Raw genomic sequence first — 15443 nt, forward strand, 5'->3', positions numbered from 1 at the left:
CCGGCCGCGGGCCGGGCGTCAGCCGTCGAGGTCGACGTGGACGAGGAGATCGCCGCGGATGTCTTCCCCGACGCGGGGCATGCCCAGCCCGCGCAGGCGGAGTGCCTGGCCGTCGCGGATGGCGGCCGGGATGCGGACGTGCTTCTCACCGTCGATCAGGGTCGGTACGAGGGCGGTGGTGCCCCCGGCCACCTGCTCCTGGGGCAGCGAGACGCGGACGTGGAGGTCGTCGCCGTCGCGGGTGAAACGGGGGTGCGCCCGCTGGGCCACCTCGACGTAGAGGTCCGCCGCGAGGCCGCCGCCCGGGCCGATCTCGCCCTCGCCCTCGCGCTTGATGCGCATGCCGTGGGCGATGCCCGCCGGGATCCTGACGTGGAGCGTGCGGCGGGTGCGTACCCGGCCGTCGCCGTCGCACGTGGGGCACGGGTGCGGCAGCAAGCTGCCCAGGCCACCGCATCGGCTGCACTCCGCGCCTCCCAGCCGGCCCAGGCCGCGGCACGGCGTGCAGAAGTCCCTCATGGTCCCCGGCTCCGTGAGGCTGCCGGAGCAGGTTGGGCAGAGTACCGCGGTGTCGATCTCGAACTCCTCGACCGTGCCCCGGGCCATGTCCTCCAGGTCCATGGCGAGCGGGAGCACCGCGTCGGTGCCCCGGCGGACGCGGCCCGGCCTCGGCGGAGCGCCCGCCGCCCCGAAGAAGGCGTCCATCATGTCGCGGTAGTTGATCATGCCGTCGCCAGCCGCCGGCCCTGGCCCGTCGTCCGCAGCCTCCGCCCGCGGCACCCGGGCGACGACCACCTGGTACTCCACGTCCGCCCACATCCGGGGCCGCTGCCGTACGCCGGCGCGGTGCAGCGACTCGTAGACGTAGTCGTACAGCTCCGTCACCGTGATCCGGCCGTCGCCGTCGAGGTCCGCCGCGCCCGTGGCGAGACCCTCGATGAGCGCCCCGGTGAAGCGGGACGGCTGCGGGGAGGCGGTCTCCAGGCGTTCGCCCTCCCAGGCGTACTCGGTGCGGCTGGTCGCGGTGAGCACCACCCGTCCGGAGCCGGCGAGTTCCTCCCGTAGATGCACCTGGTCGTCGCCCTTGGCACCGGTGAGGAACGCGCCGCTGTAGCAGCAGTCGAGCAGCACGACGACCGTGCGCGCCCGGCAGCGCTCCAACTGGCTGCGCAGGAACGCGGCGGGCATGGCGGTCGAGGCGGGCAGGTCGCGGTCGGTGTCGCGGGCGGCGAAGTGGAGGTGTCCGTCGTCGTCTTTGATGCCGTGGCAGGAGAGATGGAGAAGCAGGAGGTCGTCGCGGCTGCGGTCGCGGAAGAAGCGCTCGACGGCACGCATCACCCGGTGCGCGGGCGCGTCCTTCACCTGCTCGGTCCGGAAGCCCCCGATCGCCGGGTCGGCCAGCGCCCGGGCGAGGCCGGCGCAGTCCTGACCGGGCGAACGGAGCGGGCTGAAGGCGCTGTCATCGTACGTGTCGGTGGCGATGAGCAGCGCGTCACGGCGGCCGGAGCCGGGACCGGCCACGGCTACTCCCGGGCGTCGAGGAACGCCTCGATGAGGCGCTGCTTCTCGGCGTCGGTGGCATCGCCGAGTTCGAGACTGCGGCCGTCCAGCTCCAGCCGTACGGACCGGACGGGCCGGTTCTGCAACCACGCCTCCACCAGCCGCACGACGGACCGCAGCACGACCGGCGCCACCGTCACCGCAAGCACCCCGAGGGCGAGGCCCTCCCCGGACTTCGCCCCCGCGGGCACCGCGCCACCGGCCCGCCCGGCCCGTACGTCGCCGACCTCCAGCTCCAGCAACGCCTGCCGCAACTGCCCGGTGAGCGAGTCCAGTTCCTCGTCGTCGACGTCCGCCCCACCGACCACGGTCACCAGCACCGCACCGGCGCTCTCCCCACCCCTGTCCGCCATGGGCCCGAGTCTATTCAGCCCGCGTCCGCGAACGGGCCATCCTCGCCGGGAGGTTGGCCGTCCGCGTACGGCGGCGGATCCTCGGGAAAGCCGAAGAAGCGGAGGAACTTCTCGGCCTCGTCCTTCCGGCCCGTCGCCCGTACGTCCTCGGCCATTCGCGCCGCCAAGTGCACCATCTCGGGGTCGTCGCTGTCGAACCCGAGCCAGCTCATCAACTGCTCGGCGACGTACTCCTCCGGCGGCACGCCCCCCTCCGGCTCCGGCTCGTACTCAGGCTCGTACTCCGGCTCGGGCTCCGGTTCCGGTGCGTACAGCAGGTCGCGGAAGGGCGGGGCTACCTCGCTGTTGTTCGCCGCGGCGGAGAGCCGGGCGAGGAGCCCGATGCGCTCCACCGTGCCCTCCACCTGCTCGTCGTTGCGCGCGAGCCACCAGACGACGGCGCTGCCGGGGTCCTTGAGCACGTCGTCGGAGAGGTACATGCGCTTGTTCCGCTCGTAGTTGCGCTCGTGCTCCCAGACGTCCTCGTCCTTCCGTACGTTCGACAGCTTACGCAGCCGCTCCCGGTCGGAGTCCGACAGCGCCAGGCCCACGTCCTTCGCCATGGCCAGCACCCGGCCGGAGGCGTCCGGCTCCATGACGCTCAGCACGCCGTTGAGCTGGTGCTGCGCCATCGCGGGCGACCGCGGCGACTGCCGGGCGGCGAACTCCCGGGCGCGCAGCAGGACGGCGTGCACGGCAAGGCCGCAGGGGTCGAAGTGCGGGCTCTCGCAGTCCTCGGGGATCCAGCGCACGGTGGCGGAGAAGAGGAAGTCGTAGTCGGGCATGGCGCTGGGCAGAGGGACGTTCGTGACCCGGTGCTCCTGGCGCGGCGGGGGCGGGATCGGGAGGTCGGGCTCCAGGGTGGTCTCCGGCGGGATCCGGCCGCCGCGGTACGCGCCCGCGCGGGCGGCGGCGACGGTGCCGGTCAGCGCGACGGCGCCGAGGGCGGGCCAGAACCAGCGCGGCCAGTCGGCGGCGAGGCCCGCGATGGTGAGCACGAGCAGGCAGATGACGGTGACGAAGACCGTCAGGGTGCGATGGCCGGAACTCATCGAGGGGCCTCCGGAGGGGTGTCGGAATCGGGGTGTCCGGGTTCCGGGTGCGTGCGGCCGAGGCCCTGGGCGGTGTCGAGGCGGCGGCGGTAGCGCTCCGCCACGTCACGGCGCTGCGCGCGGTCGGAGCCGCAGGCCCTGACCCACTGCTGCGAGAGGACGTAGGTGCGGCCTGCCGCCGCGGGGTACGGGGCCGCGGCGGCGGCGAGCGTCGCGAGGAGCGCGTCGCGGTGGGCGGGGGCACGGGCGGCCTGGGCGGCGGTCAGCCAGGCGGGGACGTGAGGCGCCCACTCCTCGTGCGGCCGGTGCGCGAACACGGCGGCCAAGCACTCGGTCAGCCGCGCGGTGGCGGCTGGCCCGGTGCACAGGTCCGGTCGCCCGGCGACGGCCTCGGCGAGGGCGAGGAAGACGCGGGTATCGCCCGGCCAGCGGAAGCCGGTCGGACCGAGGCCGGAGGTGGTGAGCCGGGAGAGGAGCAGCGCGTAGAGGCGGCGGTCGCTCGTCGCGAGGCTCAGCAGGGAGTCGAGCGCGGGGCGGCGGTCGCCGTCTTCCTCCCGGGCCAGGTGGTGCAGCCGTACGAGGGCCTGGTCGGGGTGGTTCACGGCCATCACTTGGGCGCAGACCACGGTCAGGGCCAGCCGGTACGCCCGGGACTGATCGCCGCGTTGCCGTGCGTCGTCGAGGATCTGCTGCCGTACGGTGCGGCCGTGCACGTCGTGGTTCACCCCGGCGGCCAGCACCTTGGCGGCGTCGGGCATGAGCCTGTGTCCGCCGCGGTCCGTCCACTTGCGGGCCAGCGAGCGCAGTTCTTCAGGGTGGCCGGTGCGGAGCGCCTGCTCGGCGAAGTGCTCGATGAATCGATCCCGTTCCTCGCGGTCCAGCCTCAGGTCCCGTACGCACCGGGCGACCCAGGCATGGAACTCGGGCCGCAGGCCGGGGAAGTAGGACCAGAAGTGCGTGAGCACGGTCCGGGCGCGGCGGGGCCTCGCGTAGCGCACCCGGCCGTCCGGTCCGGTGGGGCAACCGAGCTTGCTCAGCTCGGTGTGGAGATCGGTCCGATCCAGCCGGGGCCGTTCGTCCTCGGGATGGCCGGCCTCGTCCAGCAGAGCCGTCACGGCGGCGTGGACGGTCTCCGGCGTGGCGCCCTGGAGCATCGCGACGGTCAGTGCAAGCGCCCGCTGCCGTCCATCGGTGAGCTGGTCGACCCACTGGGCACCCCCCGGATCGTCCTCCCGGAGCTGCGCCAGCGGGCCCGGCCACCACTCGCCGAACGACCCCTCGGGCGCTGCGTCCCGGGCACGGCGGATGCCCTCGGCGAGCCGCGCCACGTCGCGCATCGGGGCGTCGGCCAGAAAGCCGTCCAGGTCGGGCACCGCGAGTGCGGCCAGGGGTGGGGTGAGTTGCTCCCGACGGAGGTAGCGCATGAGTACCTGGTCCGCCGGGGGACGGTCCACGTGCACCATCAGCCGGTGCAGCTCCGCCGGGAGGGAGTCACGCAGGTGCGGAGAGAGCACGACGACCAGGCGGGCATCGCGCTCCTCCAGGACGGACCGGAAGTCGGACAGCTCTCCCTGAAGCCCGGTGAAGCGGGCCGCCCCGCAGCCGGACAGGTCGAGCAGCAGGCGGTCACCGTCGCCCACGGCCCGCCGGTCGAGCTTCGCCCGGCCGTCCTCGCCGTCCTCCGGGTCGACCTCGTGGATGCCCGTGCCGGCGGCCGTTTCGTACAGCAGCATCTGCGCGGCGGTGTGCCGGCCGGAACCCGAAGGCCCGCAGAGGACGGCGGTGCGGTGCTCGCACAGCAGACGACGGGCCTCGCCCAGGTGGCGGGGCGGGACGAAACGCCGGTGGACGAAGGCGAGTTGCTCCTTGGCGACGGCCCGCGGGTCCTTGCCCCGGTTGCCGAGGCGCTGAGACGCCTCGGCCATCGCGGCGATGTAGACGTACTGATCCCCGGGTCCGGTGTGGACCGGCCCCCGGGCCTCGCCGACGAACGTGCCGAAGTCCCTCATCGGTCGTTCTCCCGGCGTCGGCGCGCGGGGCCGAAGTTCTGGTCGATGCCGCCGTGGTCGCTGCCGCCGACGATGTTGCCGTCGCCGGTGACCTGGGGGCCGTTGATCTGGTCGCCGTCGATACGGTCGCCGCTCACCAGATCGCCGGAGCCGGTGTGGAAGGGAGCGTTCGCCTCACCGACGACGGTGCCGATGCGGCCGCTGATGTTGCCGATGCCGCCGCTCTGGCCGGTGTTGTGCATCCCTGTGGCCGTGTCGTCGGCACCGGGCCCGGGTTCGGCGGGCGGCTCCGCCGCGGCGGCCGGGTCCGGGCCGCGGTCGACGGCGGCGAGTTCGGGTACCTGCTTGGCGAGTTGGTCGCCGATGACCGCGAGGTCGTGGCGGGCCGTCCGTAACGTGAAGCGCATGTACTGGCAGTCCGCCAGCGCCACGATGCTCTCGGGCAGCCGCCGGGGGTCGAGCTGTTCGGTGTTGCGGCCGATGAGGACGGGCATCACGGCGACGCCGTGCGCGAATGCCTCCTCGATCTCGCGGCGCACCCAGTCGTCCTCGTGGTCGAGCGCCCTGGTGCCCGGCCGGGCGGGGTGGACGGTGTCGGTCCAGCCGTGGCCGATCAGCGCGAGCAGGACGCTGCAGCGGCGCACGCCCTTGGTGAGCGCGTCGTTGTAGTTCTCGCCCGCGGGGATGGACTGAGCGGCGAGGAAGACCATGCGGTCGCCGAAGCGGCGGGTGAGCTCGTGGTAGAGCGCGTAGGCAGCGTCCTTGCCGTCGCTGGTGCGGTAGTTGATGAAGATTTCGGGCATGGCGGAGCATCCTTTCGTGCGGTTGTGGTGGTGCGGGGCGGTCGGTCAGCGGGCGGTGGTGCGTGGCGCGGTGGCGGTGAGGGCCGCGGTGAGGTCGGGGCTCAGGTCCCGTACGGCGGCGTTGCGCGGGTGGCGGCCGAGGATGCGGGCCGTGCGGCGCAGGTCGGCGCCGATGGTGGCGGAGTGGACGAGGGCGGTGTGGCCGAGGAGGGGGCGCAGGAGGTCGCAGGCGTGCTCGACCTGGCCGGACGCGGCGTGCGCGAGGGCGAGGCGGACGCCGGAGCGGGTGCGGCTGCGTAACGCGTGGGGTGGCATGCGGTCCGTCTCCCGGGCGAGGTAGTCGGCGGCGCGCTGGGGGCGGCCGAGGTGGTACAGACACCAGCCGGTGTAGAGCGACACCACGTCGGGGACGTGGGAAGCGCCGATGACCGGCTCCCCGGGGTCCGGCCGGTCGAGGGCGAGGAGTTCGCGGGCCCGGTCGAGGCTGTGCATGGACGCGCTGTAGTTGCCGTCGAGCGCGTGTCCCTGGGCTTCGTGCTGGGCGGCGAGGCCGCGGATACGGGGTGGGGCGTCGCCGTCGCGGGCGTGCCCGGCGAGGCCGACGGCGTACGCCACGTCGCCGCGGAGCAGGCTGACGAGAGCGCGCCGGACCAGGCCGTACGCCGCCAGGGTGCGGTCGTCGCCGGCCTCCGCCAGCTCCACGGCCCGGTCGGTCCACCACAGGGCGGCCTCGTCGTTGCCGGATTCCTGGGCCATCCAGCCGGTGTACTCGGCGAACCTGGCGGCCAGCACCAGCAGTTCGCGCCGGGTGCGCGGGCCGGAGCGCAGGGCGAGTTGCTCCGTGGTGTGCGTCTGGGCGATCAGCGCGGGCAGCAGCAGCGCGGGGTCGGCCGTCTGGCCGAGGCGGCGGAACTGGGCGAACACCGCGCGGGACGCCTCGATCAGCGTCGTCCCCCCGGCGTTGGCGGCCGCGCGCAGGCCACCTGCGCCGAGTGCGAGACCGTCGCCGGCGTCGCGACCTGTGTCGGAACGTGCGCTGCCACCGGTGTCGAGCGCGAAGACCGGGGCGGTGCCGGGGCCGGTGCCGGCCGCGGCGGTGTGCCGGGCCGCCGTCGACTCGAACCGGCTCGTACCGTCTTTGTGCATGCGCAACGTCCACACCTCACCGTCATGGCTCGCAGGAGAACGCCGGGCGGGCGCGGCACGCTCGGGTACGAGGGCGGCGAGCGTGCCGCCCGCGCCGAGCGCGGTGTCGCACCATCGGGCGAGCTCCGGCGTGGGGCTCTTCTGCCCGGTCTCGACCTTGCTCAGATGGCTCTTGCTGTAGTGCACCAGCGCGGCGAGACGATCGAGCGTGAGCCCCGCCGCCAGGCGCCGCCTGCGGAGTTCGGGCCCGAACCCGTACGTGGGCTCAGGCATCCGGCCTCCCCCGACCGGGCCGCTGTCGCGGCCTTCGGTCGCCGGCACCAGTCAGCGTGCGGCAGCGGACTCGGGTGGAACAAGGCGAATGTGGCTGTTTCCCGTTTCCCATACGGAGAGTGAACGAACGGGCCTCCTCGGCTGTCGAGACTGCGCCTGCGCCAATCGTCAGGGGGCGGTGGTGGGGGCTGGGGTGTGGGTGGCGTGGTGGAAGGCGGTGTAGGGGCCGTTGCGGGACAGGAGGGCGTCGTGGGTGCCCTCTTCGGTGATGCGGCCCGCGTCGAGGAAGACGATGCGGTCCGCGCGGCGGACCGTGCGCATGCGGTGGGCCACAATGACGACCGTGCGGCCGGCCATGAGGCGTTCGATGCCCTGGTGGACGGCCGCCTCGTTCACCGGGTCCAGGGCGGAGGTGACTTCGTCCAGCAGGACGATCGGGGCGTCCTTCAGCAGCGCGCGGGCTATCGCCACCCGTTGCCGTTCGCCGCCGGAGAGTGCGGTGCCTCCTTCGCCGACGTCGGTGGCCCAGCCGCCGGGGAGGCGGTCGATCACCTCGTCGAGCCGGGCGGCGGTGGCGGCGGCGCGGACCTCGGCGCCGGTGGCGTCGGGGCGGCCGAGGCGGACGTTGTCCTCGATGGTGCCGGCGAAGAGGTAGACGTGCTGGAAGACGATGGCGATCTTGGACATCAGGGTCTCGGTGCTGATCGCCCGGACGTCCTGGCCGCCGACGCGGACGGCGCCCGCGTCGACGTCGTGGAAGCGGGTGAGCAGGTGCAGCAGGGTGCTCTTGCCGGCGCCGGACGGGCCGACGACCGCGAGGCGTTCGCCTTCGGCGACCGTGAGGGAGACGCCGTCGAGGACGGTGCGGTCGCCGTGGCGGAAGGTCACCGCGTCGAACTCCAGCCGGTGGCCCGCCGGCTCGACCGGGTCGGCGGCTTCGGGGAGGGGTTCCGTGCGCAGCACCGTGTCGAGCTTCGTCACCACGGTGCGGGCGGCGCGGAACTTGCCCGCCACGTCCGACAGGGAGAGCAGCGGGTCGGCGCAGCGGGCGGCGAGGACGAGGGTCGCCAGCACCTCGGCCGCACCGATGTCGCCTTCGAGGGCGAGGTAGGCGCCGAGGGCGAGGAGCGTGGTGAAGAGCGCCTGCACGGTGAGCGTGAGGCCCAGCGCGCCCGGCAGGACGGACAGCGTGGTGCGCCGGGAGGCGCGCTGCACGTCGTGCAGGGAGTCGTCCAGCAACCGGAACCGCTCGGCGGACCGGCCGCCGGCGCGCAGCACGGGCTGGGCCTGGAGGTACTCGACGACGCGGCCGGCGGCCTCGTGGTCGCGTGCGGCGCGCTCCTCGTCGGCGGCGGCCATCGACCGGCTCGTCCAGACCTGCACGGCGGCGACCACCGGGACGGCGGCCAGCGCGGCCAGCCCCAACTGCCAGTTGAAGACGAGCATGACGGCGACGATCGTCAGCGGGGTCACGGCGGCGGAGAGGGACGGGGCCAGCAGGTGCGCGATGACGCTCATGGCCTGGAGCACGCCCTGTCCCGCGAGGGCGGAGAGCTCGCCGACGCGGCCCGCGCCGTACCAGCCGACGGGCAGCCGGGCGAGGTGGTCGCCGAGCCGGTGGTAGAGCCCGCGCAGCAGCTCGACGCCGACGCGGAAGCCGGCGAGGTCGCTGGTGAACCGCAGCGCGCCGTAGAGCGCGAAGACGGCGGCGAAGGCGATGAGCCAGGGCCAGGCGTCCTCGGGCGAACTGCCGAACAGAGCGCGCAGGACGGGGACGAGCAGCGCGTAGGAGAGTCCCTCGACGACCGCCGTCGCCAGCATGAGAGCGACGGTGCGGCGCAGGGGGCGGGCGTGCTGGTGTCCCAGCACCCGCAGGAGGGTGCGGATCATCGGGGCTCGTCTCCTTGCAGCGCACTGCCGGGGGCTTTCGCCGTGCGGGCGGGGCCGGGTACGGGGTCGGGGGCGGGGGTCACGAGGTGCGGCCGGGGGGCGGTGGCGGGTGAGGCGGGTGGTGCGTCGCCGGCGGCCGGCTCGTTCCCGGGCCCGTTGCTTCCGTTGCCGCGGCGGGGGGCCGCCCGGAGTCGTGTGCCGTCGCGGACCGGTGCGCGTGCCAGAAGTCGGCGAACCTGCCGCCGCGGGCCAGGAGTTCCGCCGGACTGCCCTGTTCGGCGATGACCCCGTCCGCCAGCATCACGACGGTGTCGGCTTCGGCGACGGTCTCCAGGCGGTGGGCGATGATCAGCGTCGTGCGGTCGCCGCCGGCCGGTGCCGCGAGGGTGCGGCGCACCGCCAGCTCGGTCTGCGGATCGGCGAAGGAGGTCGCCTCGTCGAGGACGAGCACGGGGGCCGCGGCGAGCAGGGCGCGGGCGAGGGAGAGGCGCTGGGCCTCGCCGCCGGACAGCTCGGCCTCCTCGCCGATCACCGTGTGGTAGTCGCGGGGCAGTTCGAGGATCCGGTCGTGGATGTGCGCCCGGCGGGCGGCGCGGATGACGTCCTCCCTGCCGGCCTCGGGTACGGCGAGGGCGATGTTGTCGGCGACGGAGGCGCGCAGCAGGCGGACGTCCTGGAAGACGAACGAGACCGCGCGGCAGAGGTCGGGGCCCGCCATGTCGCGCAGGTCGACGCCGCCGAGGAGGGCCGCGCCCCGGTCGGGGTCGAAGAACCGCGGCAGCAACTGGACCAGGGTCGACTTCCCGCTGCCCGACGGGCCGACGACCGCGGTGACGGTGCCCGGTTCGAGGACCAGGTCGATCCCCCGGAGCACCTCGCGCTCCGCGTCGTAGCCGAACCGGACGCCGCGCAGCTCGACGCGGTGGCCCCGCGGCGTGCGCGGGCGCGCGGGCTGCGGCAGCGGATCGACGTCGAGCACGTCCCTGATGCGGCCCACGGCGCGGCGGGCGCCTTGCAGGTCGTCGAAGCCGTGGCCGAGGGCGGCGACGGGCGCGGTGAGGCCGAGGCCGAGGAGCAGGAAGGGCAGCAGGTCGGCGGGGGCGAGCGCCCCGGCCGTGATCATGGAGGTGCCGCCGACGAGCACGACGAGCAGCACGAACGGCGGCGACAGCGCCACCTGCATGCCCGCGCCGATCGGGGAGAGGCCGTGGACCATCCGCTTAAAGGTGTCGGCGAAGTCGTCGGCGGCGGTACGGAACGCACGGTGCGCGCGCTCGCCGCCGCCGAACGCCTTCACCTCGGCGATCCCCTGCGCGAACTCGACGGAGGCGCTGGAGATCCGGCCCATGGCCGCGTCGAACTCCTCCTGGTCGCGCACCCGCGCGGGGGCCATGAAGAGCGGCACGTGCGCGAGCGCGACGGCCACCGGGATGAGCGTGATGAGGGTGAGCCGCCAGTCGACGGTGAAGAGGTAGGCCAGCGACGCGGCCGGTACGACGAAGGCGGAGATCAGCTCGCTGGGCGCGTGGGCGATGAGCGGGTGCATCGCCGCCACGTCCTCCCCCACCACCTTGGCGAGTTCGCCGGTACGGCGGCGGGAGAACCAGCCGAGGGGCACGCGGCCCAGGCGGGCGGCCAGCCGGCGCCGGAACGCCAACTGCACCCGGCCGTCGAGGAGATGCCCGACGCCGGACGACGCCGCCGTGAAGAGCAGCCGCACAGCCAGCCCCGCGGCGCCCACCGCGACGACGGCCCAGACCCGGTCGCGCTCGACGGGGCCGGGGGCCAGCAGCGTGCGGCCCAGCTCGACGACGGCGAGCAGCGGCACGAGTCCCGCGAGGGCCCCGACGACCTGGAGGAGGACGACGGCGGCGAACCCGCGGAGGTGCGGGCGGAGCAGCCCGGTGACGGTACGGGAGGGCGCGGGCGGCGCGGGCCCGGGGCGTTCCGCGGCGGGGTGGGCGTCCGCGTGCGGCGATGTGGGCGGAGTCCGCGCCGGGTCAGCCTGCGTGCCGGCCGCGTGCGGGGGCGCCGGCACCGCGCCGGCGTCCGCGGACGGCGCCTCGGCATCCGGCGGCACCGGGGCGGCTTCTGCGCGTACCGCGTCGGCCTCCGGCCGCGTCCCGTCGGCGGCATCCGGCCGCGGCGGGTCCTCCTCCGCGCGGCGCGGTAGCACCGTCGTGGCGATCAGGACCGCCACCACCAGCAGCGCCGCGCAGAGCGTCAGGCCCAGTGCGTATCCGTCGTTGAGGTCCGCCGCGCCCGGGGACTCCCCCGTCCGGTGGTGGGCCGCGGTGCCGAGGGCCGCCAGGCCCAGGGCGGCGCCCAGTTGGCGGGCGCTGTTGAGCAGGCCGGACGCCATGCCCGCCTCGTGGGCCGCCACGCCGCCGGTGGCGACACTGACCAGCGGGCCGAGGACGAGGCCGAAGCCGACGCTGGCCAGGATCGAGGGCCCGAGCACGTCCACCGCGTACGTCCCGTCCGCGTCCATGAGCCCGAACCAGGCGAAGCCGGCCGCCGTCAGGAGCCCGCCGCCGGCGAGCAGGAGCCTCGGCGCGTACCGGTAGCCGAGCTTCACCGCGAGCACCGAGCCGGCGACCACCCCGAGGGCGAACGGCAGGAACTGCAGGCCGGTCTCGGCCGGGCCGTTGCCCAGGACCCGCTGGAGGTAGAGCGACATGAAGTAGAACGACGAGGCCATCGCGGCGCCGATCACCAGCGTGTACGTGATCGCGCCGAGCACCGCGCGGTTCGCGAGCAGGCCGAGGCGGACCAGCGGGTCCCGGCCGGTGGTCCGTTCGACCACGACGAACGCCGTCAGCAGCGCGAGGGCGACGGCGAGCGTCGTGACCGTGACGGCGGAGGTCCAGGCGTGCCGGTCCGTACGGACGATGCCGAACACCAGCAGCGACATGCCGCCCGTCGCCAGCACTCCCCCGAGCACGTCCGGACGGCCCCGCTCCCGGCCCCGCTCCACGCCCCCGCCCCCGCCGCCGCCGCCGACGACGAGCCCCCGTGGCCCGTCGGTCGCGACGCCGCGCCAGGTCATCGCCAGCGCGACCAGCGCCATCGGCACGTTCACGAACATCACCCAGCGCCAGCCCGCGTACTCCGTGAGCACTCCCCCGATCAGCACCCCCAGCGCGCCGCCCGCGGCGTTCATCGCGCTCCAGATGCCGAACGCCCGGACCCGCGCCCGCCCTCCCGGGAACGTCGCCGTCAGCAGCGCCAGCCCCGCCGGGGCGAGGGCCGCGGCGCCGACGCCCTGCGCCGCCCGCGCCGCGACCAGGTGCCCGGGCTCGGTGGCGAAGCCGCCGAGGAGCGAGGCGGCGCCGAACAGGCCGAGGCCGACGAGCAGCATCCGCTTCTGCCCGTAGCGGTCGGCGGCCTTGCCGCCCAGCAGGAGCAGCCCGCCGAACGTGAGCGCGTACGCGTGGATGACCCACGTGAGGCCCACCTCGCCGAAGCCGAGGGCGGCGCCGATCTCCGGGAGCCCGACGTTCACCACCGACAGGTCCAGCGAGACCAGGAACTGCGCCACCGCCGCCGTGGCCAGCGCGAGCCCCGCCCGCCCCGCGCCCCCGGAGCCCTCCGCCGGCCCCTCCCGGCCCGGCGCCGCTCCCCGGTCCGCCGTCCCGGCCCGCTCCCCCGTCATGATCCCTCCCGTGGTCCACCCGACTTCCGGAACATGTTCCGGAACACGTTCCTAAAGTACACCACCCCTCGGACAGCACCCCGGGGACGCCACCTGACCAGCGTCGATTTCCCCGGCAACCCCCGGGGCAGCATGATGGGACGGTGCCCGGACAACGAGACCGCCGACAGCCCGCCGCGACACCCGCCGACCGCACGGACCGCCCGGCCCGCACCGACCGCACGGACCGCACCGGCCGCACCGGCCGGCCGCGCTCGACGTCGCGCGCCGAGATCCTCGCGGCGGCCCGCCGGGTCATCGACCAGGACGGCTGGGAGACGCTGACCGTCCGCCGCCTGGCCGCCGAGATCGGCGTCGGGACGACGACGCTCTACCACCACGTGCACAACAAGGACGACCTCGTGGTCGAGCTGGTCAACCAGCACCTCGACCAGCTCGCGCGCCCCGAGCTGCCCGACGACCCGCGCGAGCGCATCGTCGTCGCCGCCACGACCATGCACGACGCGCTCACCAACTGGCCCTGGGCGGCGGAGGCGCTGACCGCGGACGGCTTCATCGGGCGGCTCGGCGACTCCGCCCTGTGGATCGTGGAGACGATCGTCGCCGGCGCGGTGGCCGCCGGGGCCACGCAGGAGCAGGCCGTCGACGTCTTCCGGAGCATCTGGTACTACACCGTCGGCGAAGTCCTCGTCCGCGCCCGCTCCGACCGCCGCCGCGCCGACGTCGGCTCCGCCGACCTGGCGTTCGGTCTGCGCCGCCTCGACCCGTCCCGCCAGCCGCAGTTGGCGGCCATCGGCGACCTGTGGCCGGAGCGCTCGGCCGTCGACCTGTATCCGCAGGTGGTGCGGATCATCGTCGACGGACTCCTCGCCGAGGCCGGCCGGGCCGTCTGAGTCCGCCCCACCCCACTCCCTCACCGACGCCCGCCCAACAATTTGAACACAACAACAACTAGAACTATCGTTCAAGAAAGGAGCCAGTCGTCCACACCGTCGAGGGGACCCCGTATGACCACGTCCGTCACCCGCCGCGCAGGTCCCCGGGAGTGGGCGGGGCTCGCCGTGCTCGCCGTGCCGACCGTGCTGCTCGGCCTGGACGTCACCGTCCTCTACCTCGCACTCCCCGCGCTCGCCGCCGAGCTGCGCCCCAGCGGCACCCAATCCCTGTGGATCATGGACGCGTACGGCTTCCTGATCGCCGGATTCCTCGTCACCATGGGCACGCTGGGCGACCGCTTCGGCCGCCGCCGGCTGCTGCTCGTCGGCGCCGCCGCCTTCGCCGCCGCGTCGGTCGCCGCCGCGTACGCGCCCAGCGCCCAGGCGCTCATCGCCGCCCGCGCGGCGCTCGGGGTCGCCGGGGCGACGCTGATGCCGTCGACGCTCGCGCTGATCAGCAACATGTTCGCGGACGCCCGCCAGCGCGCGCTGGCCATCGGCATCTGGGCGACGATGTTCGCGCTGGGCATGGCCGCCGGGCCGCTCGTCGGCGGGGCGCTGCTGGAGCGCTTCTGGTGGGGCTCGGCGTTCCTCGTCGCCGTGCCGATGATCGCGGTGGTGCTGGTCGCGGCGCCGTTCCTGCTGCCCGAGTACCGGGCGCGCCAGGACGGGCCCTTCGACCTCCCCAGCGTCGCGTTGTCACTCGCCGCGATCCTGCCCGTGGTCTACGCGGTCAAGCACGTCGCCGCCGAGGGGACCGGCGGCCTGGGCGGGATCACGGTGCCGGCGCTGGCCGCCGGGGCGGCCGCGGGGGTGTGGTTCGTACGGCGGCAGCGCACGCTCGCCGCGCCGCTGCTGGACCTGCGGCTCTTCGCCGAGCGGACCTTCGGGGTGGCGCTCGGGCTGCTGCTGGTCGGGCTCGTCGGTGTCGGCGGGGTGATGTATCTGGTCACGCAGCACCTGCAGTTGGTCGAGGGCATGACGCCGCTGGCCGCGGGGGTGTGGATGGGCCCGCCGGCGCTGATGATGTTCGTCGCCGCGATCGGGGCGCCGCTGCTGGCGCGGAAGGTCCGTCCGGGGTACGTCGTCGGGGCGACGCTCGGCGCGTCCACGATCGGGTACGGGCTGCTCGCCACCGTCGACCGCGCGGACGGCGCGGCCCCGGTCGTCACCGGCTTCGCGCTCGTCTATCTCGGGCTCGGCGCCCTCGCCGCGCTCGGTACGGACCTGGTCGTCGGCTCGGCGCCGCCGGCGAAGGCGGGCTCCGCGTCCGCGCTGTCGGAGACGGTGCAGGAACTGGGGCTCGCGGTGGGGGTCGCGGTGCTGGGGAGCGTCACGACGGTGGTGTACCGCGCCCGGATGGAGGGGTGGATCCCGGCCGGACTGCCGGACGGCGCGCGCGAGGCGGCGGGCGACAGCCTCCCGGCCGCCGCGGGGGCGGAGTTGCCGGCGCAGGTGCTGCGGCGGTCGGAGGAGGCGTTCGTCTCGGGGCTGAACGTGGCCACGGGGATCATGGGGGTCGCGGTGGCGGCGCTCGCGGTGGTGGCGGCGGTGGCGCTGCGGGGAGTGGGGCCGACCCGGGGGGAGGAGGAAGGCGGCTGAGCGCGGTGGCCGGTTGGGGGGGTGCGCGGCCCGGAGCGCCGGGGCCTCCTGCCTCGTACGGCTCCGCGATCCGCATCGTACGGGCCCCTCCTCCGGCCCGTACGGGCCCGCCGGCCGCCCCGCCCC

10 protein-coding genes are annotated in these 15443 nt (G+C 74.8%); 2 read left to right on the forward strand and 8 right to left on the reverse strand.

Features of this window, described 5'->3' with window-relative positions:
- Window positions 1-18: 18 nt before the first annotated feature.
- The 8 genes from DMB38_RS13345 to DMB38_RS13380 form a co-directional block, all read right to left on the reverse strand.
- Window positions 19-1521, reverse strand: coding sequence for a DnaJ C-terminal domain-containing protein (locus DMB38_RS13345; protein WP_125935378.1), 1503 nt, complete (start codon window positions 1519-1521; stop codon window positions 19-21).
- A gap of 2 nt (window positions 1522-1523) precedes the next feature.
- On the reverse strand, window positions 1524-1913 hold the full coding sequence (locus DMB38_RS13350; protein WP_240662178.1) for a hypothetical protein: 390 nt from the start codon (window positions 1911-1913) through the stop codon (window positions 1524-1526).
- A 14-nt stretch (window positions 1914-1927) separates the two neighbouring features.
- The gene (locus tag DMB38_RS13355) at window positions 1928-3004 is read right to left on the reverse strand and encodes a hypothetical protein (protein WP_125935379.1); all 1077 of its coding nucleotides are present in this window, start codon (window positions 3002-3004) and stop codon (window positions 1928-1930) included.
- Complete coding sequence (locus DMB38_RS13360; RefSeq protein WP_125935380.1) at window positions 3001-5013, reverse strand: ABC transporter substrate-binding protein; 2013 nt, start codon at window positions 5011-5013, stop codon at window positions 3001-3003. Before DMB38_RS13360 ends, DMB38_RS13355 begins: the two co-directional genes overlap by 4 nt.
- Entirely contained in the window at window positions 5010-5816 is an 807-nt protein-coding gene (locus DMB38_RS13365; RefSeq protein ID WP_125935381.1) for a toll/interleukin-1 receptor domain-containing protein, read from the reverse strand. Before DMB38_RS13365 ends, DMB38_RS13360 begins: the two co-directional genes overlap by 4 nt.
- A 45-nt stretch (window positions 5817-5861) precedes the next feature.
- Window positions 5862-7235: a helix-turn-helix transcriptional regulator gene (locus DMB38_RS13370; protein ID WP_125935382.1), complete on the reverse strand. Its 1374-nt coding sequence runs from the start codon at window positions 7233-7235 to the stop codon at window positions 5862-5864.
- Window positions 7236-7403: 168 nt separating this feature from the next.
- On the reverse strand, window positions 7404-9125 hold the full coding sequence (locus DMB38_RS13375; RefSeq protein ID WP_125935383.1) for an ABC transporter ATP-binding protein: 1722 nt from the start codon (window positions 9123-9125) through the stop codon (window positions 7404-7406).
- A 79-nt stretch (window positions 9126-9204) separates the two neighbouring features.
- Entirely contained in the window at window positions 9205-12780 is a 3576-nt protein-coding gene (locus DMB38_RS13380; RefSeq protein WP_240662180.1) for an MFS transporter, read from the reverse strand.
- Window positions 12781-12923: 143 nt separating this feature from the next.
- Here DMB38_RS13380 and DMB38_RS13385 point away from each other — a divergent pair, with 143 nt between their 5' ends.
- Window positions 12924-13673, forward strand: a complete 750-nt coding sequence (locus tag DMB38_RS13385; protein WP_125935384.1) for a TetR/AcrR family transcriptional regulator — start codon at window positions 12924-12926, stop codon at window positions 13671-13673.
- A gap of 114 nt (window positions 13674-13787) precedes the next feature.
- Window positions 13788-15317, forward strand: coding sequence for an MFS transporter (locus DMB38_RS13390; protein ID WP_125935385.1), 1530 nt, complete (start codon window positions 13788-13790; stop codon window positions 15315-15317).
- Window positions 15318-15443: the final 126 nt, after the last annotated feature.

The sequence above is a fragment of the Streptomyces sp. WAC 06738 genome, assembly GCF_003945505.1.
GTDB lineage: Bacteria > Actinomycetota > Actinomycetes > Streptomycetales > Streptomycetaceae > Streptomyces.